The sequence below is a fragment of the Geodermatophilus sabuli genome (assembly GCF_900215145.1).
GTDB classification, from domain to species: domain Bacteria; phylum Actinomycetota; class Actinomycetes; order Mycobacteriales; family Geodermatophilaceae; genus Geodermatophilus; species Geodermatophilus sabuli.
The window spans coordinates 171251-195585 of the sequence record NZ_OBDO01000011.1 but is presented as its reverse complement, the minus strand read 5'-3'; the positions used below and the strand labels follow the sequence as shown (position 1 = coordinate 195585).

Below are 24335 nucleotides of genomic sequence, written 5' to 3'. Positions count from 1 at the left end.
CCGACCGTTGCCCGGCCCGGCTCCGCGTCCGTTCTCACGGCTCCGGATGAGCGGTACGGTTCCGCCGTCGATCCCCTGCTGCCCGACGCCCGGAGCACCAGGTGGGCGAAGCGGCCATCCGCCTCTCCTGCCGCCGCCCCGGGTCGGGACCACAGCGGTGACGGCCCCGCGACGTCACCGCGTCGCCTCGGTTCGCGCACGTCCAACGGTTCGTCCGGAGGAGACCATGCACCGCTACCTCGTCGTGGCGAACCAGTCGCTCGACAGCGACGAGCTCATGGAGCTCGTCCGTGAGCGCGTGGCCAGTGGCCCGGCCGAGTTCTGGCTCGTCGTGCCGGCGACGCCGGTGAAGGACCTCGCGTCGAACGCCATGCCGATCCCGATGCCCGTCATGGGTGGGATCCCGACGTTGCCCGCCCCACCGGAGGAGGCGCGGAGGATGGCGCAGGCCAAGCTCGACGCCGCCGTGCGGAGGCTGACCGCTGCGGGGGTACGTGCCGACGGCACGGTGGGTGACCCCGACCCCGTGCGGGCGGTCGAGAACGCCATGGCCACCCGCGAGTTCGACGAGATCATCGTCTCCACGCTCCCCGCGCGGGTGTCCCGCTGGCTGCACCACGACCTGCCCGGTCGCCTGGAGCACCAGTTCCACCTGCCGGTCACCCACGTGCCCACCAGGGACGTCTAGCCCGGCGGACCCCCGTCCGGCGAACCGGGCGGATCAGGCTCCGGGGCGCGCCTCGGGCTCACGCCCGGCGGTGAAGGCCGGGTGCTGCGCGGCCAGTTCGCTGGCCCGTCCGAGCCCGGTGAGCGGACTCCAGGGCAGGAACGCATCGAGGTTCCGGCGGGCGACCTCGACGAGGTGAGTGGTCAAACGAGTCATCGTGCTGGCACCTCTTCTCCATGTGATCGATCAGTGACATCAAGGCTAGCCACGAGTGCACGAGCACTGTTCCGGTCGTCGGCGTGAGGTCGCTTACGCTCGGAGGCACGCCGGCGTCGGGCGTCCGGGCCCGTCCACGCCGGACGACTCCCCGGGTTGGACTGCGCGCCCCCGCACGGCACCGCAGCGATGCAGCAAGCTGAGAGACCTCACCCGGGCACGGGCTCGCGTCGACGACACGGTTGCTGGCAGCGTCCGGGTGCCGGCCCGCCCAGCAGGACGGAGACATCCATGTGGGCACAGACGCTCCGCGGTCCCTTCCGTTTCGAGCAGGTCGAGGTCGCGGCGCCGGACCCCGCTGCCCTGGCACCCGGGCACGTGCTGCTGGCCACCCGCGCCGGCGCCATCTGCGGCAGCGACCTGCCCAACTTCCGCGGTGGGGTGTGGCCGCACCCGGCCGCCGAAGACGGCTGGGGCGCCACGCGGGCGCCGGGCTTCCCGATGCACGAGATCCTCGGGTCGGTGGTCGCCAGCCGGCATCCCGCCCACTCCCCCGGCGACCTCGTCGTGGGCTGGGCGTCGATGTTCGACGGCATCGCCGAACTCGTGGTCACCGACGGCGAGGGGCTGGCGCGCTACGACACCGGCCTGCCGGCCACCACCGCGGTCATGCTCCAGCCGCTGGCCTGCGTGCTCTACGCCGTCGAGCAGCTCGGCGACGTCTCGGGGCGGACGGTCGGCGTGATCGGTCAGGGCCCGATCGGGCTGCTGTTCAGCCACGTCCTCAAGGTCCGCGGCGCGGCCCGGGTGACCGGCGTGGACCCGGTCGACCGCACCGACGTCGCGTCCGCCTTCGGTGTCGACGAGGTCGTCACCGCCCGCGCCGAGCGGTGGGCCGGCTCGCTGTCCGACGCCGACCGGCCGTCGGTGGTCGTGGAGGCGGTGGGCCACCAGATCTCGACGCTGCAGCCGGCGCTGGACGCCGTGGCACCCGGCGGTCAGGTCTTCTACTTCGGCGTCCCGGACGACCCGGTCTACCCGCTGGACATGATGACCATGCTGCGCAAGAACCTGACCCTGCGCTCGGGCATCACCCTGGAGCGGCGCCGCGTGCTGGCCGACGCCGGCACCCACCTGGCGGCACACCCCGTCCTGCAGGAGTGCTACGTCAGCCACGTCCATCCGGTCGCCGACGTCCAGTCGGCCTTCAGCGCCGCCAACGCGCCCCGGCCGGGGCAGGTGAAGATCGCCGTCGACATGACGTGACCGCGGTCTCCCGACCGCCCCGGCCCGGCCCAGGACGACCGGTCGTCACCGACTCCTACGGACGCGAGGTGCGCGGCCACCTGGACGGCCGATCCGTCCACCGGTGCACGGGAGTTCCGGAAGCGCAGTCGACACCGTTCCCCCCCGGCTCGATGTCCGGCATCCTCACGAAGTCCGAGGGCCGGGGTCCCCGACCTCGCCGGACGACGACCGTGAGGACCGAGCGGTGAGACAGGACCAGCGCGCCCCGTTCCTCGCGGGGCTGCAGCGGGCGCGGGAAGCCGCCTACCCCGCGGGCGAGTACGTCGGCCAGGAGAGCTTCATGCGGGCCGCCGAGATCCTGCACCTGGCCCGCCGCGCAGGGATCGGCCCCGGCGTCTCGGTGCTCGACCTGTGCTGCGGGGTGGCCGGTCCGGGCCGGCTGATCGCGGCGGAGCTGGGCTGTCACTACCTGGGGCTGGACTCCTCCGCGAGCGCCGTGGAGATCGCTCGCGGCCTGGCCGGGGACCTGCCGTGCGGCTTCGAGCGGGCGGAGGTCCCGCCGCTGCCGGACGGTCGCTTCGACGTCGTGCTCCTCCTGGAGACGATGCTGGCCTTCCCCGACAAGGGAGCCCTCCTGGCCGACGTGGCCTCCGTGCTCGAGCCGGGAGGCCGCTTCGCCTTCACCCTCGAGGAGGGCCCGCCGCTCACGCCGGACGAGCGCGTCCCAATGCCCGACGCCGACACCGTCTGGCTCATCGAGCTCGCGGAGATGGCCGTCCTGCTGCGCGAGGCCGGGTTGACGGTGACCTGGCAGGAGGAGTGGAGCGCCGTCCACCACGCGACGGCGACGTCCCTGCTGCGGGAGTTCCGGGCCGGGACGAGCGACATCGCCCGGCAGATCGGGCCGCCGGCCCTGACCGAGTTGATCGCAGCCCACGAGCTGTGGAGCGACTGGCTGGGCCGCGGACGGGTGCGGAAGTTCGCGCTGGTGGCGGAGAAGCGATGACCCCAGAAGCGGTGACCCCAGAAGCGATGACCTACGCCTACACCCGCTACCTGGCGGCGAAGAAGAGCGTCGACGACCGGGCCCTGAACCGTCACGTGCTGTCCGAACTGTGCCGCCTCGTGCCGCCGGGCAGGCCCCGGGTCCTGGAGGTCGGCGCCGGGCTGGGGACGATGGTGGCCCGGCTGTTCGAGTGGCAGGTCGTCACCGCCGGGGAGTACACCCTGCTGGACGTCGATCGCCGGCTGCTGTGGGACTCCCGCGCGTGGCTCTGCGAGTGGGCGGACGCCCGGGGCCTGCCGGCCCGACCCCTGCCGGACGGCGTGCGTCTGGGAGACCTGCGGGTGCGGCTCGTCGAGGCCGAGCTCGGGAGCTACCTGGAGGCCGGTTCCGGGACACCGGTCGACCTGGTGATCGCCAACGCCTTCCTGGACCTCGTGGACGTGCCGGCCGTCCTGCCCGGACTGCTGCGGCTGCTGGCCCCGGGCGGCGCGTACTGGTTCACGGTCAACTTCGACGGCGAGAGCATCTTCCAGCCCGACCATCCCCACGACGACGACGTCATGGGCGCCTACCACCGCAGCATGGACCGCCGCGTCCGTCACGGCCGATCCGCCGGGGAGAGCCGCACGGGCCGCCACCTGTTCGGCCACCTGCGTGCCGCCGGCGTGCCCCCTCTGTCGGCGGGTTCGTCCGACTGGGTCGTGCTGGCCGGCCCGGACGGCGCCTACCCCGACGACGAGGCGTACTTCCTCGAGACCATCCTCCGGACGGTCCAGGACGAACTGGACGGCCCGGCGGCACCGGCCGGCCTCGCCGACTGGCTCGCCGTCCGGCGCCGGCAGCTCGCCGACGGGGAGCTGGTCTACCTGGCCCACCAGCTGGACGTCGCAGGCAGATCCCCCGGGTGGCAGACCGATGGGCCGGCACGATCTCCCGCGTGGGGTGAACCGTTGCGCCTGCACGGCCGTGATCCACGATGACGACAGCGGATCGTTCCGGCGGTGCCGTGCGCTGGGTGCGGCTGGAGACGGTCCTCGGCGGGCTCGCGACGCCCACCCTGCTCGGCGTCCTCTCCCTGACCGCGGGCCTCGGCGCGGCCGGATGGGGCGTCGGGTTGGCGTCCGGCTGGGCGGCGACCGCGCTGCTGGCCGCCGGCCGGATCCGCAGCGGGCGGTCGATCCTCCCGGCGGACTGGGTCACGCTGACCCGGGCGCTGTTGAGCGCCGGGGTCGCGGGACTCGTCGCCGACTCCGTCCACCGGCCGCTGCCGGTTCCCGCGCTGGTCGTCCTCTCCTGCGTCGCGCTCGCGCTCGACGGCGTGGACGGGCAGGTGGCGCGCCGCACCGGGACCGTGACGCCCTTCGGGGCCCGCTTCGACGGTGAGGTCGACGCCTTCCTCATCCTGGCGTTGAGCGTCGCGGTGTCCTGGGACCACGGCGGCTGGGTGCTGGCCATCGGCGCCGCCCGCTACGTGCTGCTGGTCACGGGCTGGGTGGTCCCGTGGCTGGCCGCACCCCTGCCACCCCGGTACTGGGGCAAGGTCGTCGCGGCCGTCCAGGGCATCGTCCTCACCGCCGCGGTCTCGGGGGTGCTGCCGCGCCCGGTCGACACGATCGCGGTGGGCGTCGCGCTGGTGCTGCTGGCCGAGTCGTTCGGGCGCAGCGTCATCTGGCTGTACCGGACCGGCGCCGGTCCGCGCACCCGCCGGACACTCCGGTTCGCCACCGCGCTGGTCGCGGTCGCGGTCGTCTGGGCCGTCCTCGTCGCGCCGCCCCGCCTCGACCAGCTCACCCCGGCCGCGTTCGCCCGCATCCCGCTGGAGGGGCTGGCGCTGGTCGCCATCGGACTGGTGCTGCCGCCCCGGCCGAGACGGGTCGTGGCGACGGCGGCGGGCGTCGCGCTCGGCCTGCTCACCGTCGTCAAGGGCCTCGACGCCGCCTTCACCGCGCAGCTCAACCGGCCGTTCAACCCGGTCCTCGACTGGAGCTCGTTCGGGCCGGCGATCGGGGTGGTGCGCGACTCGGTCGGGACGACCGCGACCGCCGTCGCCGTCGTCCTCGCCGTCCTCGCCGTCGCGCTGCTGATCGCCGTCGTCGTCGGGTCGACCATCCGGCTGAGCAGCGGCACCGCCCGGCACCGGCGCCGCGCGGCCCGCGGGGTCGCCGTCCTGGGCCTGCTGTGGGCGGTGTGCGCCGCGCTGTCGCTGCAGCTGGCCCCGGCAGGCCCCGTCGCCTCGGCCAGCACCGCCGGACTGGCTCTCGAGCACGGACGCGACGTCGGGGCCGCCGTGCGGGACCAGCAGCGCTTCGAGGCGGCCACCCGGGCTGCCGACCCGTCCGCCGGCCTCTCCACGTCCGACCTGCTCGCCGGCCTGCGCGGCAAGGACGTCGTCGTCGCCTTCGTCGAGAGCTACGGACAGGTGGCCGTCCAGGGCTCTCCGATCGCGCCCGGCGTCACCGCCGTCCTGCGCGACGGGACCGCCCGGCTGGCCCGGGCCGGGGTCGAGGCGCGCAGCGCCTTCCTCGACTCCCCCACCTTCGGTGGGCAGAGCTGGCTGGCCCACGCGACCCTCCACTCGGGCCTGTGGATCGACAGCCAGTCGCGCTACGACCAGCTCATGGCCAGCGACCGGTTCACGCTCAGCAGCGCCTTCGGCCAGTCGGGCTGGCGCACCGTCAGCGTCAACCCCGCAAACGACCGGCCGTGGCCGGAGGGCGCGTCCTTCTACCACTACGACCAGATCTACGGCCGGAACGACCTCGGCTACCAGGGCCCGGGGTTCAGCTGGGTCACCATGCCCGACCAGTACACCCTGGCCGCCTTCCAGCGGCTCGAGCTCACCCCGGGGCACCCCCCCGTGATGGCCGAGATCGACCTCATCTCCTCGCACCAGCCGTGGACCCCGCTGCCGACCATGGTGCCCTGGGACCAGGTCGGCGACGGCGCCGTCTTCGACCCCATGCCCGCGCGGGGGCTGTCGGCGGACGAGGCCTGGCGCGATCCCGACACCGTCCGCCGGCTGTACGGGCAGTCCATCGAGTACTCCCTGCAGGCGCTCATCGAGTGGGTGGTCACCCTGCACGACGACGACCTCGTCCTCGTCCTGCTCGGCGACCACCAGCCGCTCACGGTGGTCACCGGTCCCGACGCAACCCACCAGGTCCCCATCTCCGTCGTGGCCTCCGACCCCGCCGTGCTCGACCGCCTCGCCGACTGGGACTGGCAGGCCGGGCTGCTGCCGAGCCCCGCCGCGCCGGTGTGGCCCATGGACGCCTTCCGGGACCGGTTCCTCGATGCGTTCACCGACGGCGTCGAGCCGCAGGCGCTCCGGGTACCGCGGTGAACGCCGTGCCCGACGTAGCCCGTGCCTTCTGGCTGCGGGAGGCCGGAGCCGGGGAGATCCGGCCGGTGCGGCTCCCGGAGCCGGGTCCGCTCGACGTCGTCGTCCGGGCGCTGTACTCGGGGATCAGCCGGGGAACCGAGACCCTCGTCTTCCGCGGCGAGGTGCCCGAGAGCCAGCGCGAGGTCATGCGCGCTCCGTTCCAGGCCGGGGACTTCCCGGGTCCGGTCGAGTACGGCTACCTCAGCGTCGGGGTCGTCGAGCGCGGACCCGCCGACCTCCTCGGACGGACCGTCTTCTGCCTGTACCCGCACCAGACGGCCTACGTCGTGCCCGCGCACGCCGTCATCCCCGTCCCGGACGACGTCCCGGCCCGGCGCGCCGTCCTCGCCGGCACGGTCGAGACCGCGGTCAACGCGCTGTGGGACGCCCCTCCACTGCTCGGTGACCGGGTCACCGTCGTCGGCGCCGGGATGGTGGGGTGCTGCGTCGCGCGGCTGCTGGCGCGGTTCCCGTGCACCGACGTCGAACTGGTCGACGTCGACGCGGGCCGGGCGGAGGTGGCCGCTCGGCTCGGCGTGCCCTTCGTCGCGCCGGCGGACGCCTCGGGCGACCGCGATCTCGTGGTGCACGCCAGCGTGACCGCCGCGGGCCTGCAGCTGTCGCTGGGCCTGCTCCGGGCCGAGGGCACCGTGCTCGAGCTGAGCTGGTACGGCGACCGGGAGGTGACGCTGGCGCTCGGCGGCGCCTTCCACTCCCGCCGGCTGGACCTGCGTGCCAGCCAGGTCGGCACCGTGGCGCCGGCGCGCCGGGGCTCGCGGACCCACCGGGACCGGCTGGCGCTGGCCCTCGACGTGCTGCGCGACCCGGCCTTCGACGCGCTGCTCAGCGGGTCGTCGTCGTTCGACGACCTGCCCGAGGTCATGGCGCAGCTCGCCGACGGCCGCCTGCCGGCCCTGTGCCACACGATCGCCTACGACGAGGAGGCAGCCCGTGTTCAACGTGACGGTCCGTGACCACATGATGATCGCGCACAGCTTCACCGGCGCGGTGTTCGGCCCGGCCCAGCAACTGCACGGCGCGACCTACGTCGTCGACGCCACGTTCCGCCGGGCCGAGCTGGACGACGACGGGGTGGTCGTCGACATCGGCGCCGCCGCCGGCCTGCTGCACGAGGTGCTCGGCGCGCTGACCTACCGCAACCTCGACGACGACCCCGACCTCGCCGGCACGAACACCACGACCGAGGTCCTGGCGCGCGTGATCGCCGACCGGCTGGCGCTGCGGATCCGCGACGGCGCGCTGGGTCCCGGCGGGGACCGTCTGGAGGCCCTGGCGGTCACCCTCCACGAGTCGCACATCGCCTGGGCGAGCTACGACCTCCCCCTGTGAGCGGACAGGAACGTGAGCATCGCAGTGAGGGACGAGCGAGGAGCGGAGCGCCCCGCGGAAGTGAAACCGGGCAGCACCGTGAGCGCCGTCCACGTCGTCGTCCCGGCGGGGATCCACGACCCCGCGCGGATCAGTGGCGGCAACCGCTACGACCGCGAGGTCTGCGCCGACCTGCGCGACGCCGGGTGGAGCGTGACCGAGGTCGCCGCAGGAGGCTCCTGGCCACGACCCGACGCCATCGCGCAGGCCGCGCTGGCGCGATCGCTCGACGCCCTCCCGGACGACGCACTGGTCCTCGCCGACGGGCTGGTCGCCTCCGCGGCCGGTGCGGTGCTCGTACCACGCTCGGAGCGGCTGCGGCTCGTGGTCCTGGTGCACATGGTCTTCGGTGGCATGGACCTCGGGGGCAGGGACCTCGACGGCGTGGCCGTCGAGGAGCGCGACGAGTCCGCGGTGCTCGCCGCCGCGCGGGCCGTCGTCACGACCAGCGCCTGGACCCGTCGGCGGCTGCTCGAGCGGTACCAGCTGCCGGTGGACCGCGTGCACGTCGCCCGCCCGGGCACCGAGCCGGCGCCCGTGAGCCCTCGGACGGCCGGCGGCGGACGGCTGGTGTGCGTCGGGACGCTGTCGCGGCTCAAGGGCCAGGACCTGCTGCTGGAGGCCCTGGGGCGCCTGGTGGGCCTGCCCTGGCGCTGCGCCATGGTGGGCCCGCTCGACAGGGACCCGGGCTTCGTCGCGTCGCTGGCGCGCGGGGCCACGGCCACCGGCATCGCCGATCGCGTCCGGATGCCCGGGACCCGCACCGGGGCGGCGCTGCGACGCGAGTACGAGGACGCCGACCTGCTGGTCCTCCCGTCCCGGGCGGAGACCTTCGGCATGGTGGTCCCCGAGGCGCTGGCCGCCGGGGTGCCCGTGCTGGCGACCGAGGTGGGCGGCGTCCGGGAGGCCCTGGGCCGCACCGCCGCAGGCAGGCCCGGCCTCCTCGTGCCCCCGGAGGACCCCGCCGCGCTCGCCGGCGCCCTCGCGCGGTGGCTCACCGACGCCGGGCTGCGCAGCCGTCTGCGGCGCGCGGCGCTGCGCCGGAGGGAGACCCTGCCGGACTGGCGGCGGACCGGCGAGCGCATCCGCAGCGTCCTGTCCGCGGTCCGGCTCGAACCGGGTCCGCCGCAGATCCGGGGTGTCCCGTGACACGGACGGTGACCGATCACGGACGACGACGCGCGTGGGCAGTGGCCCGTGTCCTGGGCGGGCTCCTGATCCTCGCCGTCCTGGTCTGGCGGTTGGGCGCGGACCCCTTCGTGGACGGCCTGCGCGGACTCGGCCCCGGCACGCTGCTCACCGCGGTCGCCATCGGCGCCGGGACCACGGTCTGCTCTGCCTGGCGCTGGCGCGTCATCGCCGCGGCGCTCGGCGTCGGCCTGCCGCTGCCCGGTGCGACCGCCGCCTACTACCGCTCGCAGTTCCTCAACAGCACGCTGCCCGGCGGCGTGCTCGGAGACGTCCACCGGGGGCTGCGGCACGGCATCGACGCCGGCGACCTCGGCCGCGGGCTGCGCGCCGTCGTCTGGGAGCGCGTCGCGGGCCAGGCGGTCCAGGCAGCGGTCGCGATCGCGGTGCTGCTGGCTCTCCCCTCGCCGGTGCCCGCGGCGGTACCCGTGGTCGTCGCGGTCAGCGCGGTGGCCGGGGGCATCCTCCTGGTCACGGGCCGCAGTGTGGTGCGGCGTGGTCCGTCCCGGCCGGCCGGGACCCTCCGCCCGGCCGCGGCCGAGGCCCGGGGCGCGCTGCTGCGGCCGGCGACCCTGCGACCGGTCCTGCTCGCGTCCCTCCTCGTGGTCGGCGGGCACCTGGGCATGTTCCTGCTCGCCTCCCGCGCCGCCGGTGTGCACGGCGCGCCGCTGCAACTGCTGCCACTGGCGCTGGTCGTCCTGCTGGCCGCCGCGATCCCGCTCAACGTCGGCGGCTGGGGCCCCCGCGAGGGCGCGGCCGCGTGGGTCTTCGCGACCACCGAGTGGGGGGCGGCTGCGGGGGCGTCGGTCGCCACCGCCTTCGGCGTGCTGACCCTGGTGTCGGTGCTCCCCGGCGCCGTCGTCCTCCTCGCGGCCCGGCGGCAGCCACGGCCGCGGGGTCCCCGGCCCCCAGTTCCCCGATGGGCAGCGGTGGCCGACTGCCTGCAGAGCGCGACCCGAGAGGACGGTGCGGCACATGGCTGATCGGCCCTACACCCTGCTCAGCTGCGGCATGTCGATCGACGGCTACCTGGACAGCACGGAGGCCACCCGGCTGCAGCTGTCCAACGCCGCCGACTTCGACCGGGTCGACGCGGAGCGGGCCCGCTGCGACGCGATCGTCGTCGGTGCCGCCACCGTCCGGAACGACAACCCGCGCCTGCTGGTCCGCTCCGCGGACCGGCGCGCCGAACGACTGTTGCGTGGGTTCCCCGCATCACCCACCAAGGTCACGCTCACCCGGCGGGGGGACCTGGCCGCAACGGCCGCCTTCTTCACCACGGGCGACTCCGACAAGATCGTCTTCTGCCCCAGCCGTGCCGTGGACGACGTCCGGGCCCGGCTGGGTGCGGTCGCGACCGTCGTCGACACCGGCCCGGCGCGAGACGTCGACGTGGGCGAGGTCCTCGAGCACCTCTCGGCCCGGGGGGTCAACCGCGTGATGGTGGAGGGCGGCGGGAACGTCCTCACCCAGTTCCTCTGCGCGGGCCTCGTGGACGAACTGCACCTCGTGGTGGCGCCGCTGTTCGTGGGCGATTCCCGCGCGCCCCGGCTCGTCGGCGATGGGCGATTCCCCTGGAACGCCCACCACAGGGCGACCCTGGCCGCAGTCCGGCAGATCGGCGACGTGGTGCTGCTCCGGTACGCACTGTCCGAGCGGTTCTGCGCCGAAGACCCCGCCGGCGAGGACTGATGGCACCCCATCTGGCCGACGCGGCGATCCGCACCCAGGTGCGGATCCCGTTGCGCTTCCCCGACGGTTACGCCACCACGGCCCTCGTCACCAGCTTCCGCGGACTCGTCGACGGCCGGGAGCACCTCGCGTTCGCACTCGGCACCTCGACGGCCGTCCCGCTGGTCCGCCCGCACAGCGAGTGCCTGACCGGAGACGTCTTCGGCAGCCAGCGCTGCGACTGCGGACCACAGCTCCGGGAGGCGGCCGAGCGGATCACCGTGGCCGGCGGCTACCTGCTCTACCTGCGCCAGGAGGGCCGCGGCATCGGTCTCTACGACAAGCTCGACGCCTACGCGCTGCAGGACACCGGCCTCGACACCTACGAGGCCAACCTCGCCCTCGGCCACGCCCCCGACGAGCGCGACTACACGGTCGCGGCCCAGATGTTGCGCGCGCTCGGCGTGTCCTCGCTGGCCCTCCTGAGCAACAACCCGGACAAGGCAGCCCAGCTCGAGCGACTGGGCGTGACCGTGGCGGCCCGGATCTCCACGGGCGTGCACGCCTCCGAGGCGAACGCCGGCTACCTCGCCACGAAGGCCCGCAACGGTCATCACGGCCTGGGCACGATCCACCCGTCCGGCGCAGCCGGACGGGTGGACCGGGCCGAGGCCGGCTGAAGACGGCGCGATCGCCCCGGGCCGACCCGAGGACGGTGACCGACCGCCCGGCCCGCGGGAGACCTGCCCGTCCCCGCCGGTCAACGGGCACCGGACGGTTCCGGTGGCTGCTCCGGCGACGTGCCCGGACGCCCCCGGCCGGCACGGCGGGAGCAGCGGTCAGCGGCGGGCGAGGACGGCCATCGCCGTCGCGCAGCTCCACCCGACTGCGACGATCGGGGTCTCGAGCGGGTCGACCCCGCCCGGGCGGACCCGGACGCGGTTCCACCGCTCGCTCGGATAGCCCAGCACCAGACCCGTACCCAGCCACCGCAGCACCCAGCGCGCCCGGACGTCTGGCCCGCGGAGCAGCCGGGCGATGGCCCAGACCTGTGGCCCGAGCAGGTACGGAGGCGTGCTGTAGGCCGTACCGAACCAGAGCCAGTCCCGGACCATGTGCTCAGGGCTCCCCGCCATGAACGGGACGTCGAAGGTGCGACGCCGCCGCAGGGCGACGACGTGGCCGGCCACCTGAGCGGCCAGTTGGGTCGAGGCGACCGCCACGAGCGTCCACCGGTGCGCCATGTCGCCGCACCGTAGTCCCTGCGGGTCAGGGACCCGCGGCGTCGCCACCCGGGCCCGCCGGCTCGACCGTCGGGCCGGGCGCCGCCGGCGCGTCGGTTCCGCGCGCGGTCTGCGCCGGCTGCTCCGCGGCCGAGGTGGTGGTGATCCAGTCGTCGATCGTCTCCCACCACTGGTAGAGCCAGTCGGTCAGCCGCGTCTCGTCCCGCGGCACGTCCGCGGCCGGGATGAACCACCAGCGCAGGTGCAGCGTCTTGTCCATGGGCAGGCTCCGCCACAGGTCCCGCACCGTGCTCAGGTGCTCCAGCCCGGTGTGCGCGACGAGGACGACGTCGGCGTGCGGAGCTGCGCGCAGCGCCGCGACGACCCCGCCCGGACGCGGGGGCAGCAGGTTCCGCATCGCCTCGGCCCGGCGGACGGCCGCCAGCAACCCCCGGTCCTGCAGTCGCTGGATGGCCCGGGTCCGGCGCCGCGCGGTGAAGTTCGCGCCCTCCGGGAAGATCAGCAGCGCGTCCTCCTCGCCCAGGTCGCGGGCCAGGTCGGCGATAGCCTGCTCGGAGCCGGTCCCCCCGGTGGGATCGGCCGGGACGAAGTGGTTGGGCAGCCGGTTGAGGTAGACGTCGATCAACGGGTCCAGCTGCAGCAGGTCCTTGAGCACGATCCGCGGCCGGCGCAGGTGGTCGCGGTTCATCAGGGTGTGCACGAGCAGGAAGGAGTCGCCCGGACCGGCGTGCCGGGACAGCACGACCATGGCGTTCGTCGAGCCGGGCACCCCGTCGTCCAGCGGCGACCAGGACGCGCCGTCGGTGACCAGCCGCAGCGCGAACAGCCGCTGTGCCACCCGCATGAGGACGTCGAGCAGCAGGCGCAACACGGTGTAGTGGGCCGCCCGGAACGCCGGGGCCCGCAACCGGCGACCGAGTCCGCTGAGCCCCCAGAGCACCGCCGCAGCCGCCAGCCCCGCCACCTCCAGCACCAGGTACACCAGCCCGAAGCCCAGCAGCCGCAGCGCGCGCCAGCGTCCCGGCAGCAACAGCGAGGCGAGCACGGCCACCACCACGAGCACGGGGAGGAGGACGACGGCCGCCACCAGCGCGCCGATGAGCAGTGGACCGGCGACCCGGCGGACCCGGCGTGGGGGCAGCACCTCAGGCCACCCCGTCCCGGGACACGCCGCTGCGTTCCAGGTAGCCGCGGGCCGCGGCGTGTGCCCGCTCGATGCGGGCGGGCACACCCGAGAAGTCGCGGTAGCGCAGGTTGCCGGCCCCGGGCGGGGTGGGGTCACCCGCCGGCAGGACGTGCACCGTGACACCCGGCGGCAGTGCCGCCAGGTCCGCCGCGAACCGGTGCCGGCGGGCGATCTCGAAGGCGACCGTCGCGACCTCCCACGGCCGGGTCGGTGGGCGTAGCGGATGGTCGATCCGCCCGACGTGGAGCACGTAGACGGTGTCGGCTCCGAGGGCGATCGCCCGGCCCACCGGGATGCTGTTCACCAGGCCCCCGTCGAGGTAGTGCTCCCCCTCGAGCTCGACCGGCGGCAGCAGCCCGGGGACGGCGCAGGAGGCGAGCACCGCATCGACCAGGGCACCGCCGGTGAACCAGCGCTCGGCGGCCCGCTCGATGCTGGCCGCGACGCACTGGAACGGGATCTGCAGTTCGGCGAAGGTCTGCACCGGCAGGTGGGCCAGGAGCAGGTCCCGCAACGGCTCGCGCGGGTGCAGGTGGGTGCGGGTCCGCACCAGGGTGCCCACCCGGGCCAGCACGGATCCGGCGAAGATCCGCTGGGAGGTCAGCTCCTCCCACACCCCGCGCAGGCGGTCCACGGCGCACGGCGCCGGGTCGGCGGCGACGAACGCGCCGTTGATCGCCCCCACCGACGTCCCCACGACCAGGTCGGGCCGGACGCCGTGGTCGAACAGCGCCTGCAGCATCCCGACCTCGGCCGCGCCGAACACTCCCCCGCCACCGAGGACGAACGCCGTGCCGCCCCGCCCGGCAGGCACCCCTGGCGAGGCCATGGTCGCATCGTGCCACCCCCGGCACGACGGGACACGACCTCCTGCGGGTCAGGGGCCCGGGGCGTTCGACCGTCCGGGCTCCCGAGGCCCTCGTGACGCCCGGGGGGTGCTCCGCGCCCCCGCTCGGGCACGGATCAGGGCGCCCGCTCGTCCGGCGGAGACGGCGAGCCCCGCCAGGGCGGTGGCCACGAGCAGGACGACGACGTCGGGAGCGGCCAGAGTGAGCTGCCAGACGGTGAAGGACCGGCCGATGGCCGCGCGGAGGACCCCGGGGAGGAGGAGCAGCAGCACCGCCGGGATGAGCGTGGGCACCAGCCGGATGGCCGTTCCCCACCCCGACCTGGCCCGGCGGCGCGCCGCCCAGCGCGACGCCCGCAGCAGTCCTCGCGTCCCCGCGACGAGGACGGCGAGAGTCGCTGCGGCGAGGAGCCCGGCGGTCAGGCGGGTGTCCCGGACCGCGCTCGGCTCCGAACCGGTGAGCAGGGCCGCCACACCGTCGGCGACCCCTGCGGTGTCGGCCGGCGCGCTGTTGCCGTTGTAGAGCAGCGCGAACGCGTCGCCGGTGTCCGGCAGGAGCACCTGCTGGGCGGAGGAGGTCGAGAGCACCCCGGTGTGCTCCAGCCGTGCCGGGCCGTTCCCCGACCGGTGCGTCACCTGCCAGCCCATGGCGTAGCTCCCCCCGCCGGCGGGCGGGCGGTGGGTGAGGTCGAGCAGGTCCGGTCGGAGCAGGAGTTCCCCGCTCGACGTCCGGCCGCTGGTCTGGAACGCCAACCAGCGCGCCATGTCCGCGGCCGTCGTGACCACGCCGCCCGATCCGGCCAGCAGTCCGTCGAGCTCGTCCCGGGGCAGCGCCCGGCCGTAGAGCAGCACGTGCCCGCGAGCGAGCCCGTCCAGCCGTGCGCCGTCGGCTGCCGTGGTCACCGAGACGGTCCGGTCCATGCCGAGCGGCCCGAACACCTGCTCACGGAGGTGCCCGCCCAGGGGCATCCCGGTGACGACCTCGACCAGCCGGCCCAGCACCTGGTAGTTCAGGTCGGAGTAGCGGAATCGGGCACCCGGCTCGTCGACCAGGTGCGCGGCACGCAGGTCGGCGACGCGGGTGGCGAGGTCCTCGGCATCGTCGTCGGCGACCTGGGGGAAGCTCGCGTCGGCCAGCCCGCTCGTCTGGTTGAGCAGGTGCCGGACGGTCACGCGCGCCGCGGCGCCGGCGTCGCTCGTGGTGAACCCGGGCAGTTGGGCCTGGACGGGCGCGTCGAGGCGGACCCGCCCGGCCTGCACCAGCTGGAGCACCGCGACCGCGGTGAAGGCCTTGCTCAACGACCCGACGAAGAAGCGGGTGTGCGGCGTGACGGTGCTCCCGCGGCCGTCCCGTCCGACGCCACCGACGAAGACGGTCCGGTCCCCCCGGACGACGGCCGCCGCCACGCCCGGCAACCGCGTGTCCCGCAGCGCGGACTCCAGGTACGCGGTCAGCCGCGCGGCATCGGGCGGCCCCGGCCTCGCAGCAGCAGCGGGGAGGACCCCCGACGTCACCACGACCGCGGCGAGCGCCGCACCCAGGAGCAGCCTGCCGAGCCGGGCGGGCGCCGGGGGTGTCCGCACCACCGGTGTCGTCACGGCGCGACCACCAGGCCGGCGGCGAGTCGGGTCTCAGGCCAGGGCGGGCACCAGGTACCTCGGGTCGTCCGCCGTCCCGCGGAGCGGGTCGGCGAAGCCGATGGCACGGAGGCCCCGGCCCTGGAGGGCTCGGATCACCCCCGTGGAGCCGGCGGCGTCGGCCCAGACGCCGTGGACGAGGAGGATCGTCGGCTCGGTCCGGTCAGGGTGCACGCCCATCAGCTCGGCTCCTCGCCTGCGAGCGGGATCGGAGGGCCGCAAGGGTTCTCCGGCCCACCGTGCCCCGCCAGGGTCGTCCGCCCCGTTCATCGCCCGGCCGGACGGGATCCCGCGGGAACCGGCGCGTCACCGCGGTCCGGCGCCCGCCGTCTGCGCAGCGGCACGTCCACACCCGGCGCACCGACCTCGGGGCGGCCCAGGGGCTACCCCCCGCTGCCGGAGGGACGACAGGATCGTCCCGGCGGTCATCCGGCACGACCGCCGGACGTCGACGGCGAACCCGGACGAGGACGACGCATGACGGTGACCGAGCAGGAGAAGGCCGCGATCTGGACCCCCGACCAGCGACTGCGCGTCTTCGTGAGCTCCACGCTGGCCGAGCTCGCCGAGGAGCGGGCGGTGGTGGCCCGGGCCATCTCGGCGCTGCGGCTCACGCCGGTGCTGTTCGAGCTCGGCGCTCGACCGCACCCGCCTCGTGAGCTGTACCGGGCCTACCTGGCGCAGTCGGACGTCTTCATCGGTCTGTACTGGCAGCGGTACGGCTGGATCGGGCCCGACATGGACGTCTCGGGTCTCGAGGACGAGTTCCGGCTGTCCTCCTCGATCCCCCGGCTGCTGTACGTCAAGGGGCCGGCGCCCGAGCGGGAACCACGGCTGACGGCCATGATCGCCGAGCTCCAGTCGGAGGGCACCGACTCCTACCGTCCGTTCCGCACCCCGCGGGAACTCGCGCGGCTGGTCCGCGACGACCTCGCCCTGCTCCTCAGCGAGCGGTTCACGGCCGCCGCCCCCGCCGCCGCGCGGTCCTCCCCGTCGCGGACCGGGGACCGGCCGGGCTCACGGTCCCTGCCGGTGACGTCGACGTCGTTGATCGGACGGGAGCAGGACATCGTCGACGTCGCCACGTTGCTCCGGTCACCCGAGGCGCGGTTGGTCACCTTGACCGGTCCCGGTGGCGTCGGCAAGACGCGGCTGGCGATCGCCGTGGCGCACGAGCTGGACGACCGCTACCCGCGCGGAGCGGTGTTCGTCCCGTTGGCGTCGGTCGTCGACCCGGCGCTGGTGCTCCCTCGCATCGCCGCCGCCGTCGGCGCCGCCACCGACGGAGCGCGGCAGCCCCTGGACGCCGTGGCCGAGCACCTCGCGGAGGCGCCGACGTTGCTCGTGCTGGACAACCTCGAGCAGGTCGTCGGCGTCGCCCCCGACCTCGACCACCTCCTGGCGAGGTGCGCCGGGCTGACGATCCTCGTGACGAGCCGCACCGCTCTGCGGCTCCGCGCCGAACGGGAGTACCCGGTCGGCGCGCTCACGGTGCCGGCCCTCCCCGATCGGCCGGACACGGACCGGCTGGCCGCGCTGCCCGCAGTGCGGCTCTTCGTCGATCGGGCCCAGGCGGTCCGCCACGACTTCGCCCTGACCCCGGACAACGCGATGGCCGTCGCGGAGATCTGCCGGCGCCTCGACGGTCTGCCGCTGGCCATCGAGCTCGCGGCGGCGCGCAGCCGGCTGCTGGCCCCGGGGGCACTGCTCGCCCGGCTCGGCAGCCGCCTCGACGCCCTGGGACCCGGACCCGTCGACCTCCCCGAGCGCCAGCGCACCCTGCGCGCGACCGTCGAGTGGAGCGTCGGACTGCTGGCGGACCCCGAGCAGTCGATGCTGGCCACCCTGTCGGTCTTCGTCGGGGGCTGGACCGTCGAGGCGGCCACGCACGTCTGCGGCCTCCCCGAGGACCAGACGCTCGACCTGCTCGACGCCCTCGCCCGGCACAGCCTCGTTCCCATCGCCGTGACCGACGCCGGACCGCGGTTCGGCATGCTCGAAGCGGTACGGGAGTTGGCCGCCGAACGCCTGTCCGCCCGGGGGGACCTGGCCGACGTGCAACGGCGCCACGCCGGGTACTTCGGCGGGCTCGTGGAGAACGCCGACTGGCCCGCCCAGCGTCAGGGCGAGTGGGCCGAGCGGTTGCGCACCGAGGAGGAGAACCTCCGGGTCGCGATCCGGTGGTTCCTCACGCACGACATCGCGCCGCTACCGCACCTGTTCCGCATCCTGTGGCTGTTCTGGCAGATGCGCGGTCGCATGCCGGAGGCCCGGGCCTGGATCGGCGAGCTCCGGTCGCGAGCCGACGCACTCGACGACCGGGCCCGCGCCGAGCTGCTGTTCACCTCCGCCGTCACGGCCGTCGAGGTCGGGGACGACGACAGCGCGCTCGCCGCCGTCGACGGGCTCCGCCGACTCCAGGGCCGCATCGACGACCCCTACCTCGAGAGCGCCGCCCAGCTGGCCCTCTCGTGGATCCTGCCCCTCGTCGACGACGTCGACGGTGCGCTCCGGACGGCATCGACGGCGCTCGACGGCTTCCGCCGTCAGCACGAGCCGTTCCAGGCGTTCGCCGCCCTGACGGTCGGGATGGCCGAGATGGCGCTCGGCCGGGACGAGGCCGCCCGGGCGCACCTGACCGAGGTCGACGAGCTCGGCGGCCAGTTCGACAACGACTGGCTCAGGTCGACGGCACGGACCCAGCTCGCCGCGCTCGCGGTGGGGTCCGGTCGCCTGGACGAGGCACGTGACCTGCTGGTGCGGTCCGTCGACGCGCGTGAGGACACCGAGGTGAGCACGCTCAGCCTCACCTTCGCACTCGTCGCCGCCGCCCGGCTCGCGCTGGCCCGGGCAGACGCGCGGCGGGCGGCGACCGCCCTGGGCGCGGCCGACGGGCTGCGACGACAGGCGGGCCTGCGGGCGTGGCCGTCGACGAGGCGGAGCGAGGCCGAGCTGATCAGCCGCGTGCGGCAGGCGAGCGCTGCCGAGGACTACGCCGAGGCCTTCTCCGCGGGCGGCGAGCTCGGTCACCGCGAGGCGGTCGCCCTCGTCCGCGGTGGTCAGGGCTGAGGACCCCCGCCATCGGGGCACGGCCCCCGGAGACGCGCGTCCGCGGCCCCTGACCTCCGGGCGCCCACCGCGACGGCTCGCCCGGGCTCGCCGCAGAGCGCTACCGGCGGCGCACGCCGACGGCGCCGACGGCGCCGCGGAGGCCGACGCAGCCCACGCAGCCGACGCACCCCACGCAGTCGACGCACGCGATGCAGGCGACGCACGCGGTGCAGCCGACGTCGGCGAGGCCGGTGAGGATGCCAGCACTGCCGACGACGCCGGCGCTCAGCGCGACACCGGCGCTGCCGATCACCCCGGCGCCGGCGGCGACGCCCGCGCTCCCCAGGACGCCGGCGCTCGCAACGGTGGCGGCGCTGCCGACGACGCCGGCGCTCGCGACGGTGCCGGCGCTGCCGACGACGCCGGCCGACGCGGCGGTGCCGGCGCTGCCGACCACGGCCGCGCTGCGCGCGGTGGCCGCGCTGCCGACGACGGCGGTGCTGCCGGCGGTCTCGACGCTGCCGTCCGGTGCCGCTCCCGCTGGTGGGCCGGCCCTGCCCCGGCGAGTGACGCGCTCTCGCGACATCGAGGTGCCTCCTGAGTCGTCGGAACCGTCATGGACCCGTGCACGCGGGCGCGTCCGTTCCCGGCCGACGCGAGCGCTGGACGCGCGCCAGCCACTCGGCGAGGAGGCCGCGCAGGAGCTCCGGCTGCTCGTGGGGCAGGGCGTGTCCCGCGCCGTCGACCACGGCCAGCGAGGCGTGCGGATGGTCGTCGAGGAGCCCGACGGCGGCGGCGTACCCGACCGTCGAGTCCAGTCGCCCCGCCACGAGCACCGTCGGACCCGCGTAGGCCGGCCCGGAACCGGGGGTGAGCTCCCACCGTTCCCCGATCCGCTCGAGCGCCGCCCGGTCGACGAGCGCCGCGGCCGGGGCGACGAAGCGCTCGTACCGCGCCAGCATCTCCGGGGTCTGGACCACGAAGTAGCTCCGGAAGACGTCGTCCCCGATGGCACCCGATCCGTCGGCGACCCGGTGCTCCGGGACGTCGCGCAGTCCGGGCAGCAGCGGGCAGACGAGCGCCAGGCCGGCGACCTGCGCCCGGCGCCGCGCGGCCATCGCCCGCGCGAAGTACGCACCTGCCGAGTGACCGATGAGCAGGAACGACCTCCTGCCGGTGACCTCATCGGCGAAGTCGAGCAGCGTGCCGAGGACGTCGTCGGCGCTGCGCAGCGTCTCGGGAGCGGGCGTCCGGCCCATCCCCGGGAGGTCGGGGTAGATCCGCCGCAGCCCGGGAACGGCGTCGAGGGCCGGCTCGAAGCAGGCCTCGGCCTCGCGGTGGTCGACGCCCGCGCCGTGGAGCACCAGCACGGGCAGGCCGGTCCCGTGCTCCACGTGGTGGACCACCACCTGGCCGGCTCGGGTCCCCATCCCGTCAGCCAACCGCGCCGGGGGCCGCGGGACAACGGCGAGCCCGATCCTCCCTGGGCGACACGCGGACCGGCGCGCCGTCCCCGAACCGATGGTGGCGCTGAGCCTGGACCAGGTCACGGCGCAGCCCCCAGACTGTCCCGGCAGCCGGCGGTCAGGAGGCACGGGTGGATCTCGGTATCGATCTCGGCACCGCCAACACCGTGGTGAGCGATGTCCACCGCGGCATCGTCTTCGACGAACCCACCATGATGCTGCTGCGCAGCGGAGGGGCCCGCCGGGAGAAGGTCCTCGCCGTCGGCAGCGAGGCGGCCGACCTCCTCGGCCGTGCCCCGTCCCGCTTCGTCCCCGTCCGGCCGCTGCACGACGGTGTCGTCACGGACCTGGAGACGGCCCGGTTGTACCTGCGCCTGGTCCTGCAGCGGGCGGGGCGGCGGGTGTGGTCCCCCGTCCGGGCCGTCATCGGGGTGCCCGTCGGTTCGACGGCGCTGGAGAACCGCGCGCTCCTCGAGGCCGCCCAGGAGGCGGGCATCCGTCCGGTGACGGCTCTCGACGAGTCGATCGCGGGCGCGGTCGGCTGCGGCATCGACCCGCTGGAGCGGCGGGTGCACATGGTCGTCGACGTCGGGGGTGGTACCGCGGAGGCGGTGGCGTTCTGCTTCGGCGGCGTCCTGGCCCACCGGACCAGCAAGCTCGGCGGCGACGAGATGACGCTGGCCGTCTCCCGCCACCTCCGCGAGCAGCACCAGCTGCACGTCGGCGAGCTCGAGGCGGAGGACCTCAAGATCCGCTCCGGGACGGACCTCAACGGCTCGCTCGTGGTGCAGGGCCGCGACGGCGCCACCGGCCGGCCGCGGCTGGCGACCGTGCAGGCGGCCGAGGTCGCCGACGCCGTGCGGCCGATCACCGACGAGATCATCCGGACCCTCGCCGCGGCCCTGGACGACCTCCCCCCGCAGGCGATCGCCGACGTGCTGTCGGAGGGCGTGCTGGTCTTCGGCGGGTCCTCCCTGGTCCCCGGCTTCGCCCAGGAGCTGGAACGGAGCCTCGGCCTGCCGGTCAAGCTGGCGGAGGACCCGCTGACCTGCGTGGCCGAGGGCGCCGCGCGGGCGCTGCGCAACCGCCCGCTGCTCGCCGCCTACGGCCGGAGCTGACCTCAGGGCGGCGGCACGGTCCGGAGCTGACCTCAGGGCGCCGGCACGGTCCGGAGCTGACCCTCAGGGCGCCTGCACGGGGCCGGTGCCGACCACGTCGGCCCGGTGCTCGAGGTAGTGGCGCAGGGTGTCGGCCACCACGTTCCGCGCGGTGTTGCCGCCCGTGCCCGGCCCCTGCACGAGCGCGGTCACCACGATCTCGGGGGCGTCCATCGGGGCCGCGGCCGACATCCAGTTGTCGTACTCGTCGTCCCGGAGGCCGCCGTCCTGAGCGGTGCCGGTCTTCGCGCCAGCCGGCGCCGGGAGGTCGGCCAGCCGTGTGGCGGTACCGCGGGTCACCGCCTCGCGCATCCCCTCGCGGACCGGTCCCAGCTCGGCGGCGAACGGCACCGGCGTCGCGGCCGGCGCGGGGAGGGCGGTGTAGGTGCCGGCGTCGGTCCCGACCGCCAGGGCCAGCCGCGGGGTGACCAGTTCCCCGGTGGCGACGGCGGCGGTCCACCGGGCGTTCTGCAGCGGCGTCACCTGGATCTCGCCCTGCCCGATACCGAGGATGACGGTGGACCCGCCGTACCACGCGCCGCCCCGCTCCCGGACGGACTCCGGTGTGCCGAGGTATCCGGCGGACTCGGCCGGGAGGTCGATGCCGGTGCGCTCCCCCACCCCGAGCGACCGGGCGGTCTCGGCGATCGCGTCGACGCCGAGCGCGAGGGCGAGCTTGTAGAAGTAGACGTCGTTGGAGATCGCGATCGACTCCACCAGGTCCATCGGTCCCATCGGCTTCCAGTTGCCGAACGTGTGACCGCCGTAGGTGAAGCTGGCCCCGGTGGGGATGGCCCGGTGGGGCGCGAACGCGGCATGGGCCTGGTTGGCCGCGGCGACGACGAGCTTGAACGTCGACCCGGGCGGCGCGACGGCCTGGGTCACGTGCTCGAGCATCGGCGAGCCCGGCGCGTCGGCCAGGGCCTGCAGGGCCCCGGTGTCGACGGGTGGTCCGTAGACGTTGTTGTCGAACGACGGGGTGCTGGCCATGGCGAGGACCTGCCCCGTCCTCGGGTCCATCGCGACGGCGGCGCCGATCTTGCCCTGCGGCCGCGGCTGCGCGCGCAGGGCCGCGGCCAGGCCGCTGTCCAGGAGCCGCTGCAGGCCCAGGTCGATCGACAGCCGCAGCTCGGCACCGGGGACGGGGGCCTGCCGTTCCCCGAGCGCCGCCGGCACGCCCGTCGGGTCGACGTAGACGCACTGCTGCCCGTTGATGCCGCGCAGCACCGCGTCGTACTGCTGCTCGAGCCCGGCCCGGCCGACGAACTCCCCCCGCGGCAGGTCCGGCCAGCGTTTCTCGTCCTCCGGCGTGGCCACCCCCGCGAAGCCGAGGACCGGCCCGAGCAGGGCGCCCTGGGGATAGGAGCGGCGGGGCTCGGGGACGACGAGCACGGCGGCGATCCCGGCCGCGGTGATCGCGTCGCCGACGTCGCGGGGCACCTCGGCCACGGGCAGCGACAGAGTGGTCGGCTCCGTCGTCGCGATCTGGGCGTGCAGCTCCTCCCGCGGCCGGGCGAGGAGGTCGGCGAGGCGGTCGACGTCCGCGGGCCGGGTGCGCAGCAGGGCGGGCACCACGAGCACCCGGTCCACACCGCGGCCGACGTCCGCGGCGTTCACGGCGAGCGGCTCGCCGTGCCGGTCGGTGATCGCGCCGCGCTCGGCGGGGAGCCGGATGCAGCGCGTCATCTGCTCCTGCCCGACGACCTGGAGGGCCTCGCCCTGGGTGCGCTGCAGGTTCCACCCGTAGAGCCCGAACGAGATGAGCAGGACCGAGAGGGCGAGCGCGGCCAGCCGGACCAGCCGCGGTCGCGGGTGGTAGCGGTTGGGCACCCACAGCCGCCTCCGGGCGCCGTCCCGCCGGACGGCGAGGACGACGCCGATCGCGGCCAGGTGGACGACCAGCGCCGTCCCGCCGTAGCTGAGCAGGGGGAACGGGACGCCGGCCAGCGGCAGCAGCCCGAGGTTGGCCCCGACCGAGACGACGGTCTCCACGCCCATGAGGACCGCCAGCCCGCCGCCCACGAGCGCGCCGTGGGGGGTGCGGGAGGTCCGGCTGGCCAGCGCGAGCCGCCAGACGAGGACGATCGCGGCCAGGACCGCGCCGGCGCCGGCGACCAGCCCCCACTGCCCGACCAGGCTGGCCAGGGCCAGGTCGGTGTCCCGCTCGGGCAGGTACTGCGCACGCAGGCCGCGGAGGGGGTCGTCGGTACGCCCGAACAGCCCTCCGGAGCCCACTGCGATGTGCGCCTGTCGCAGCGCCCACCCCGAGCCGGTCGGGGACTCGTGCGCGCCGACCAGGAAGGTCCCGAGGCGCTCGACCTGGTAGGGCCGCAGCAGGCTGATCAGCAGCGGCGCCGCGACCGCCGCCGCGGCGACCAGCGGCAGCAGGAACCGGGCCGGGACGCGCCCGATGACCAGCATGGCCCCGGACAGGACGACGAGCAGGGTCGTGGTGCTGAGGTCCGGCTGGAGCAGCGTGAGCCCGATGGGTACGACGGCGAGCAGCACGGCCAGCGTGACCCGCTGCCACGGCGGCCGGCCGGAGCCGAGGACGGCGGCGAGGACCAGGATCAGCCCGAGCTTGGCCAGCTCGGAGGGCTGGAAGGTGAGGGAGCCGATCGCGATCCACCGGGTGGCGCCGTTCGCGGACAGGCCGACCGTGAGGACGCCGACGAGGAGGACGACGGCCGCACCGTAGGCCAGCCAGCCCAGGACGCCGAGGTAGCGCACGCGGACCCGCCAGAACCCCGCGAGGGCGACCACCCCGCCGAGGGCGATCACGGCCTGCCGGGCAGCGAGCTCGGTGGCACCGACGAGGTACAGGTTCGCCAGCCCCAGCCCGACCAGCGCCAGCGCGGCCACGACGGCGAGCAGGTCGAACGCGCCGCTGCGGAGGGCCCGGCGCTGCTCCCGGGTCCGCGGTCGACCCCTCCGCACGTCCGTGAGCGGCCCGGCCGGTCCTGAGATCGGCATGGCGTC

22 protein-coding genes are annotated in these 24335 nt (G+C 75.2%); 13 read left to right on the top strand and 9 right to left on the bottom strand.

The window, feature by feature from the left end:
- The first annotated feature begins 226 nt into the window (after nucleotides 1–226).
- On the top strand, nucleotides 227–688 hold the full coding sequence (locus CRP39_RS22335; RefSeq protein WP_097208588.1) for a hypothetical protein: 462 nt from the start codon (nucleotides 227–229) through the stop codon (nucleotides 686–688).
- A gap of 33 nt (nucleotides 689–721) precedes the next feature.
- Here CRP39_RS22335 and CRP39_RS27050 read toward each other — a convergent pair whose 3' ends face one another.
- Nucleotides 722–874, bottom strand: coding sequence for a hypothetical protein (locus tag CRP39_RS27050; RefSeq protein WP_172442561.1), 153 nt, complete (start codon nucleotides 872–874; stop codon nucleotides 722–724).
- Between the two features lie 300 nt (nucleotides 875–1174).
- On the opposite strand from CRP39_RS27050, the gene CRP39_RS22330 reads away from it, so the two are divergent.
- The 10 genes from CRP39_RS22330 (at nucleotide 1175) to CRP39_RS22280 (ending at nucleotide 11447) form a co-directional block, all read left to right on the top strand.
- Complete coding sequence (locus CRP39_RS22330; protein ID WP_097208587.1) at nucleotides 1175–2149, top strand: zinc-binding dehydrogenase; 975 nt, start codon at nucleotides 1175–1177, stop codon at nucleotides 2147–2149.
- A 226-nt stretch (nucleotides 2150–2375) separates the two neighbouring features.
- Nucleotides 2376–3137 carry a class I SAM-dependent methyltransferase gene (locus tag CRP39_RS22325; protein WP_216359870.1) on the top strand — a complete coding sequence of 254 codons (762 nt, stop codon included), beginning with the start codon at nucleotides 2376–2378 and terminating at the stop codon, nucleotides 3135–3137.
- Nucleotides 3134–4117, top strand: coding sequence for an SAM-dependent methyltransferase (locus CRP39_RS26235; RefSeq protein WP_143426728.1), 984 nt, complete (start codon nucleotides 3134–3136; stop codon nucleotides 4115–4117). The genes CRP39_RS22325 and CRP39_RS26235 overlap by 4 nt, the downstream gene beginning before the upstream one ends.
- On the top strand, nucleotides 4114–6480 hold the full coding sequence (locus tag CRP39_RS22310) for a CDP-alcohol phosphatidyltransferase family protein (protein ID WP_097208584.1): 2367 nt from the start codon (nucleotides 4114–4116) through the stop codon (nucleotides 6478–6480). The genes CRP39_RS26235 and CRP39_RS22310 overlap by 4 nt, the downstream gene beginning before the upstream one ends.
- Before the next feature lie 5 nt (nucleotides 6481–6485).
- Nucleotides 6486–7493, top strand: a complete 1008-nt coding sequence (locus tag CRP39_RS22305; RefSeq protein ID WP_097208625.1) for a zinc-dependent alcohol dehydrogenase — start codon at nucleotides 6486–6488, stop codon at nucleotides 7491–7493.
- A complete protein-coding gene (locus tag CRP39_RS22300) occupies nucleotides 7471–7869 on the top strand; it encodes a 6-pyruvoyl trahydropterin synthase family protein (protein WP_097208583.1) in 399 nt (132 codons plus the stop codon). Before CRP39_RS22305 ends, CRP39_RS22300 begins: the two co-directional genes overlap by 23 nt.
- A gap of 78 nt (nucleotides 7870–7947) precedes the next feature.
- Nucleotides 7948–9057 (top strand): glycosyltransferase family 4 protein, encoded by a 1110-nt coding sequence (locus CRP39_RS22295; protein ID WP_097208624.1) that lies wholly within the window; start codon nucleotides 7948–7950, stop codon nucleotides 9055–9057.
- A gap of 41 nt (nucleotides 9058–9098) precedes the next feature.
- Nucleotides 9099–10079 carry a lysylphosphatidylglycerol synthase transmembrane domain-containing protein gene (locus CRP39_RS22290; protein WP_216359869.1) on the top strand — a complete coding sequence of 327 codons (981 nt, stop codon included), beginning with the start codon at nucleotides 9099–9101 and terminating at the stop codon, nucleotides 10077–10079.
- Nucleotides 10072–10788 (top strand): RibD family protein, encoded by a 717-nt coding sequence (locus CRP39_RS22285; RefSeq protein ID WP_097208581.1) that lies wholly within the window; start codon nucleotides 10072–10074, stop codon nucleotides 10786–10788. Before CRP39_RS22290 ends, CRP39_RS22285 begins: the two co-directional genes overlap by 8 nt.
- A complete protein-coding gene (locus CRP39_RS22280) occupies nucleotides 10788–11447 on the top strand; it encodes a GTP cyclohydrolase II (RefSeq protein WP_097208580.1) in 660 nt (219 codons plus the stop codon). The genes CRP39_RS22285 and CRP39_RS22280 overlap by 1 nt, the downstream gene beginning before the upstream one ends.
- A 159-nt stretch (nucleotides 11448–11606) precedes the next feature.
- Here the strand turns inward: CRP39_RS22280 and CRP39_RS22275 are convergent, their stop codons facing one another.
- Genes CRP39_RS22275 through CRP39_RS22255 form a run of 5 tightly spaced genes read right to left on the bottom strand, consistent with a single transcriptional unit; the run spans nucleotide 11607 to nucleotide 15862 of the window.
- Nucleotides 11607–12011 carry a hypothetical protein gene (locus CRP39_RS22275; RefSeq protein WP_097208579.1) on the bottom strand — a complete coding sequence of 135 codons (405 nt, stop codon included), beginning with the start codon at nucleotides 12009–12011 and terminating at the stop codon, nucleotides 11607–11609.
- Between the two features lie 25 nt (nucleotides 12012–12036).
- A complete protein-coding gene (locus CRP39_RS22270; protein WP_097208578.1) occupies nucleotides 12037–13155 on the bottom strand; it encodes a lysophospholipid acyltransferase family protein in 1119 nt (372 codons plus the stop codon).
- Between the two features lies 1 nt (nucleotide 13156).
- Nucleotides 13157–14026: a patatin-like phospholipase family protein gene (locus CRP39_RS22265; protein ID WP_097208577.1), complete on the bottom strand. Its 870-nt coding sequence runs from the start codon at nucleotides 14024–14026 to the stop codon at nucleotides 13157–13159.
- Nucleotides 14027–14074: 48 nt separating this feature from the next.
- Entirely contained in the window at nucleotides 14075–15643 is a 1569-nt protein-coding gene (locus CRP39_RS22260) for a serine hydrolase domain-containing protein (RefSeq protein WP_097208576.1), read from the bottom strand.
- Between the two features lie 33 nt (nucleotides 15644–15676).
- On the bottom strand, nucleotides 15677–15862 hold the full coding sequence (locus tag CRP39_RS22255) for a hypothetical protein (protein ID WP_097208575.1): 186 nt from the start codon (nucleotides 15860–15862) through the stop codon (nucleotides 15677–15679).
- Nucleotides 15863–16159: 297 nt separating this feature from the next.
- Between CRP39_RS22255 and CRP39_RS22250 the strand changes: the two genes are divergently transcribed.
- Nucleotides 16160–18751, top strand: coding sequence for a DUF4062 domain-containing protein (locus tag CRP39_RS22250; protein ID WP_097208574.1), 2592 nt, complete (start codon nucleotides 16160–16162; stop codon nucleotides 18749–18751).
- A gap of 100 nt (nucleotides 18752–18851) precedes the next feature.
- Here CRP39_RS22250 and CRP39_RS22245 read toward each other — a convergent pair whose 3' ends face one another.
- Together CRP39_RS22245 and CRP39_RS22240 are read right to left on the bottom strand one after the other, a co-directional pair.
- Entirely contained in the window at nucleotides 18852–19319 is a 468-nt protein-coding gene (locus tag CRP39_RS22245) for a hypothetical protein (protein WP_183358930.1), read from the bottom strand.
- A 28-nt stretch (nucleotides 19320–19347) separates the two neighbouring features.
- Nucleotides 19348–20163: an alpha/beta fold hydrolase gene (locus CRP39_RS22240; RefSeq protein ID WP_097208573.1), complete on the bottom strand. Its 816-nt coding sequence runs from the start codon at nucleotides 20161–20163 to the stop codon at nucleotides 19348–19350.
- Nucleotides 20164–20330: 167 nt separating this feature from the next.
- Between CRP39_RS22240 and CRP39_RS22235 the strand changes: the two genes are divergently transcribed.
- Entirely contained in the window at nucleotides 20331–21317 is a 987-nt protein-coding gene (locus CRP39_RS22235; RefSeq protein WP_097208572.1) for a rod shape-determining protein, read from the top strand.
- Between the two features lie 63 nt (nucleotides 21318–21380).
- Here the strand turns inward: CRP39_RS22235 and CRP39_RS22230 are convergent, their stop codons facing one another.
- Nucleotides 21381–24329, bottom strand: a complete 2949-nt coding sequence (locus CRP39_RS22230) for an FtsW/RodA/SpoVE family cell cycle protein (protein WP_097208571.1) — start codon at nucleotides 24327–24329, stop codon at nucleotides 21381–21383.
- Nucleotides 24330–24335: the final 6 nt, after the last annotated feature.

Bases quoted from the DNA above. Each gene is read 5' to 3' on its own strand.
- CRP39_RS22240 (WP_097208573.1), bottom strand. From the start codon at position 20,163: ATGGGGACCCGAGCCGGCCAGGTGGTGGTCCACCACGTGGAGCACGGG.
- CRP39_RS22335 (WP_097208588.1), top strand. From the start codon at position 227: ATGCACCGCTACCTCGTCGTGGCGAACCAGTCGCTCGACAGCGACGAG.
- CRP39_RS22265 (WP_097208577.1), bottom strand. From the start codon at position 14,026: ATGGCCTCGCCAGGGGTGCCTGCCGGGCGGGGCGGCACGGCGTTCGTC.
- CRP39_RS22250 (WP_097208574.1), top strand. From the start codon at position 16,160: ATGACGGTGACCGAGCAGGAGAAGGCCGCGATCTGGACCCCCGACCAG.
- CRP39_RS22275 (WP_097208579.1), bottom strand. From the start codon at position 12,011: ATGGCGCACCGGTGGACGCTCGTGGCGGTCGCCTCGACCCAACTGGCC.
- CRP39_RS22310 (WP_097208584.1), top strand. From the start codon at position 4,114: ATGACGACAGCGGATCGTTCCGGCGGTGCCGTGCGCTGGGTGCGGCTG.
- CRP39_RS22255 (WP_097208575.1), bottom strand. From the start codon at position 15,862: ATGGGCGTGCACCCTGACCGGACCGAGCCGACGATCCTCCTCGTCCAC.
- CRP39_RS22245 (WP_183358930.1), bottom strand. From the start codon at position 19,319: ATGTCGCGAGAGCGCGTCACTCGCCGGGGCAGGGCCGGCCCACCAGCG.
- CRP39_RS22330 (WP_097208587.1), top strand. From the start codon at position 1,175: ATGTGGGCACAGACGCTCCGCGGTCCCTTCCGTTTCGAGCAGGTCGAG.
- CRP39_RS22280 (WP_097208580.1), top strand. From the start codon at position 10,788: ATGGCACCCCATCTGGCCGACGCGGCGATCCGCACCCAGGTGCGGATC.
- CRP39_RS22230 (WP_097208571.1), bottom strand. From the start codon at position 24,329: ATGCCGATCTCAGGACCGGCCGGGCCGCTCACGGACGTGCGGAGGGGT.
- CRP39_RS22285 (WP_097208581.1), top strand. From the start codon at position 10,072: ATGGCTGATCGGCCCTACACCCTGCTCAGCTGCGGCATGTCGATCGAC.
- CRP39_RS26235 (WP_143426728.1), top strand. From the start codon at position 3,134: ATGACCCCAGAAGCGGTGACCCCAGAAGCGATGACCTACGCCTACACC.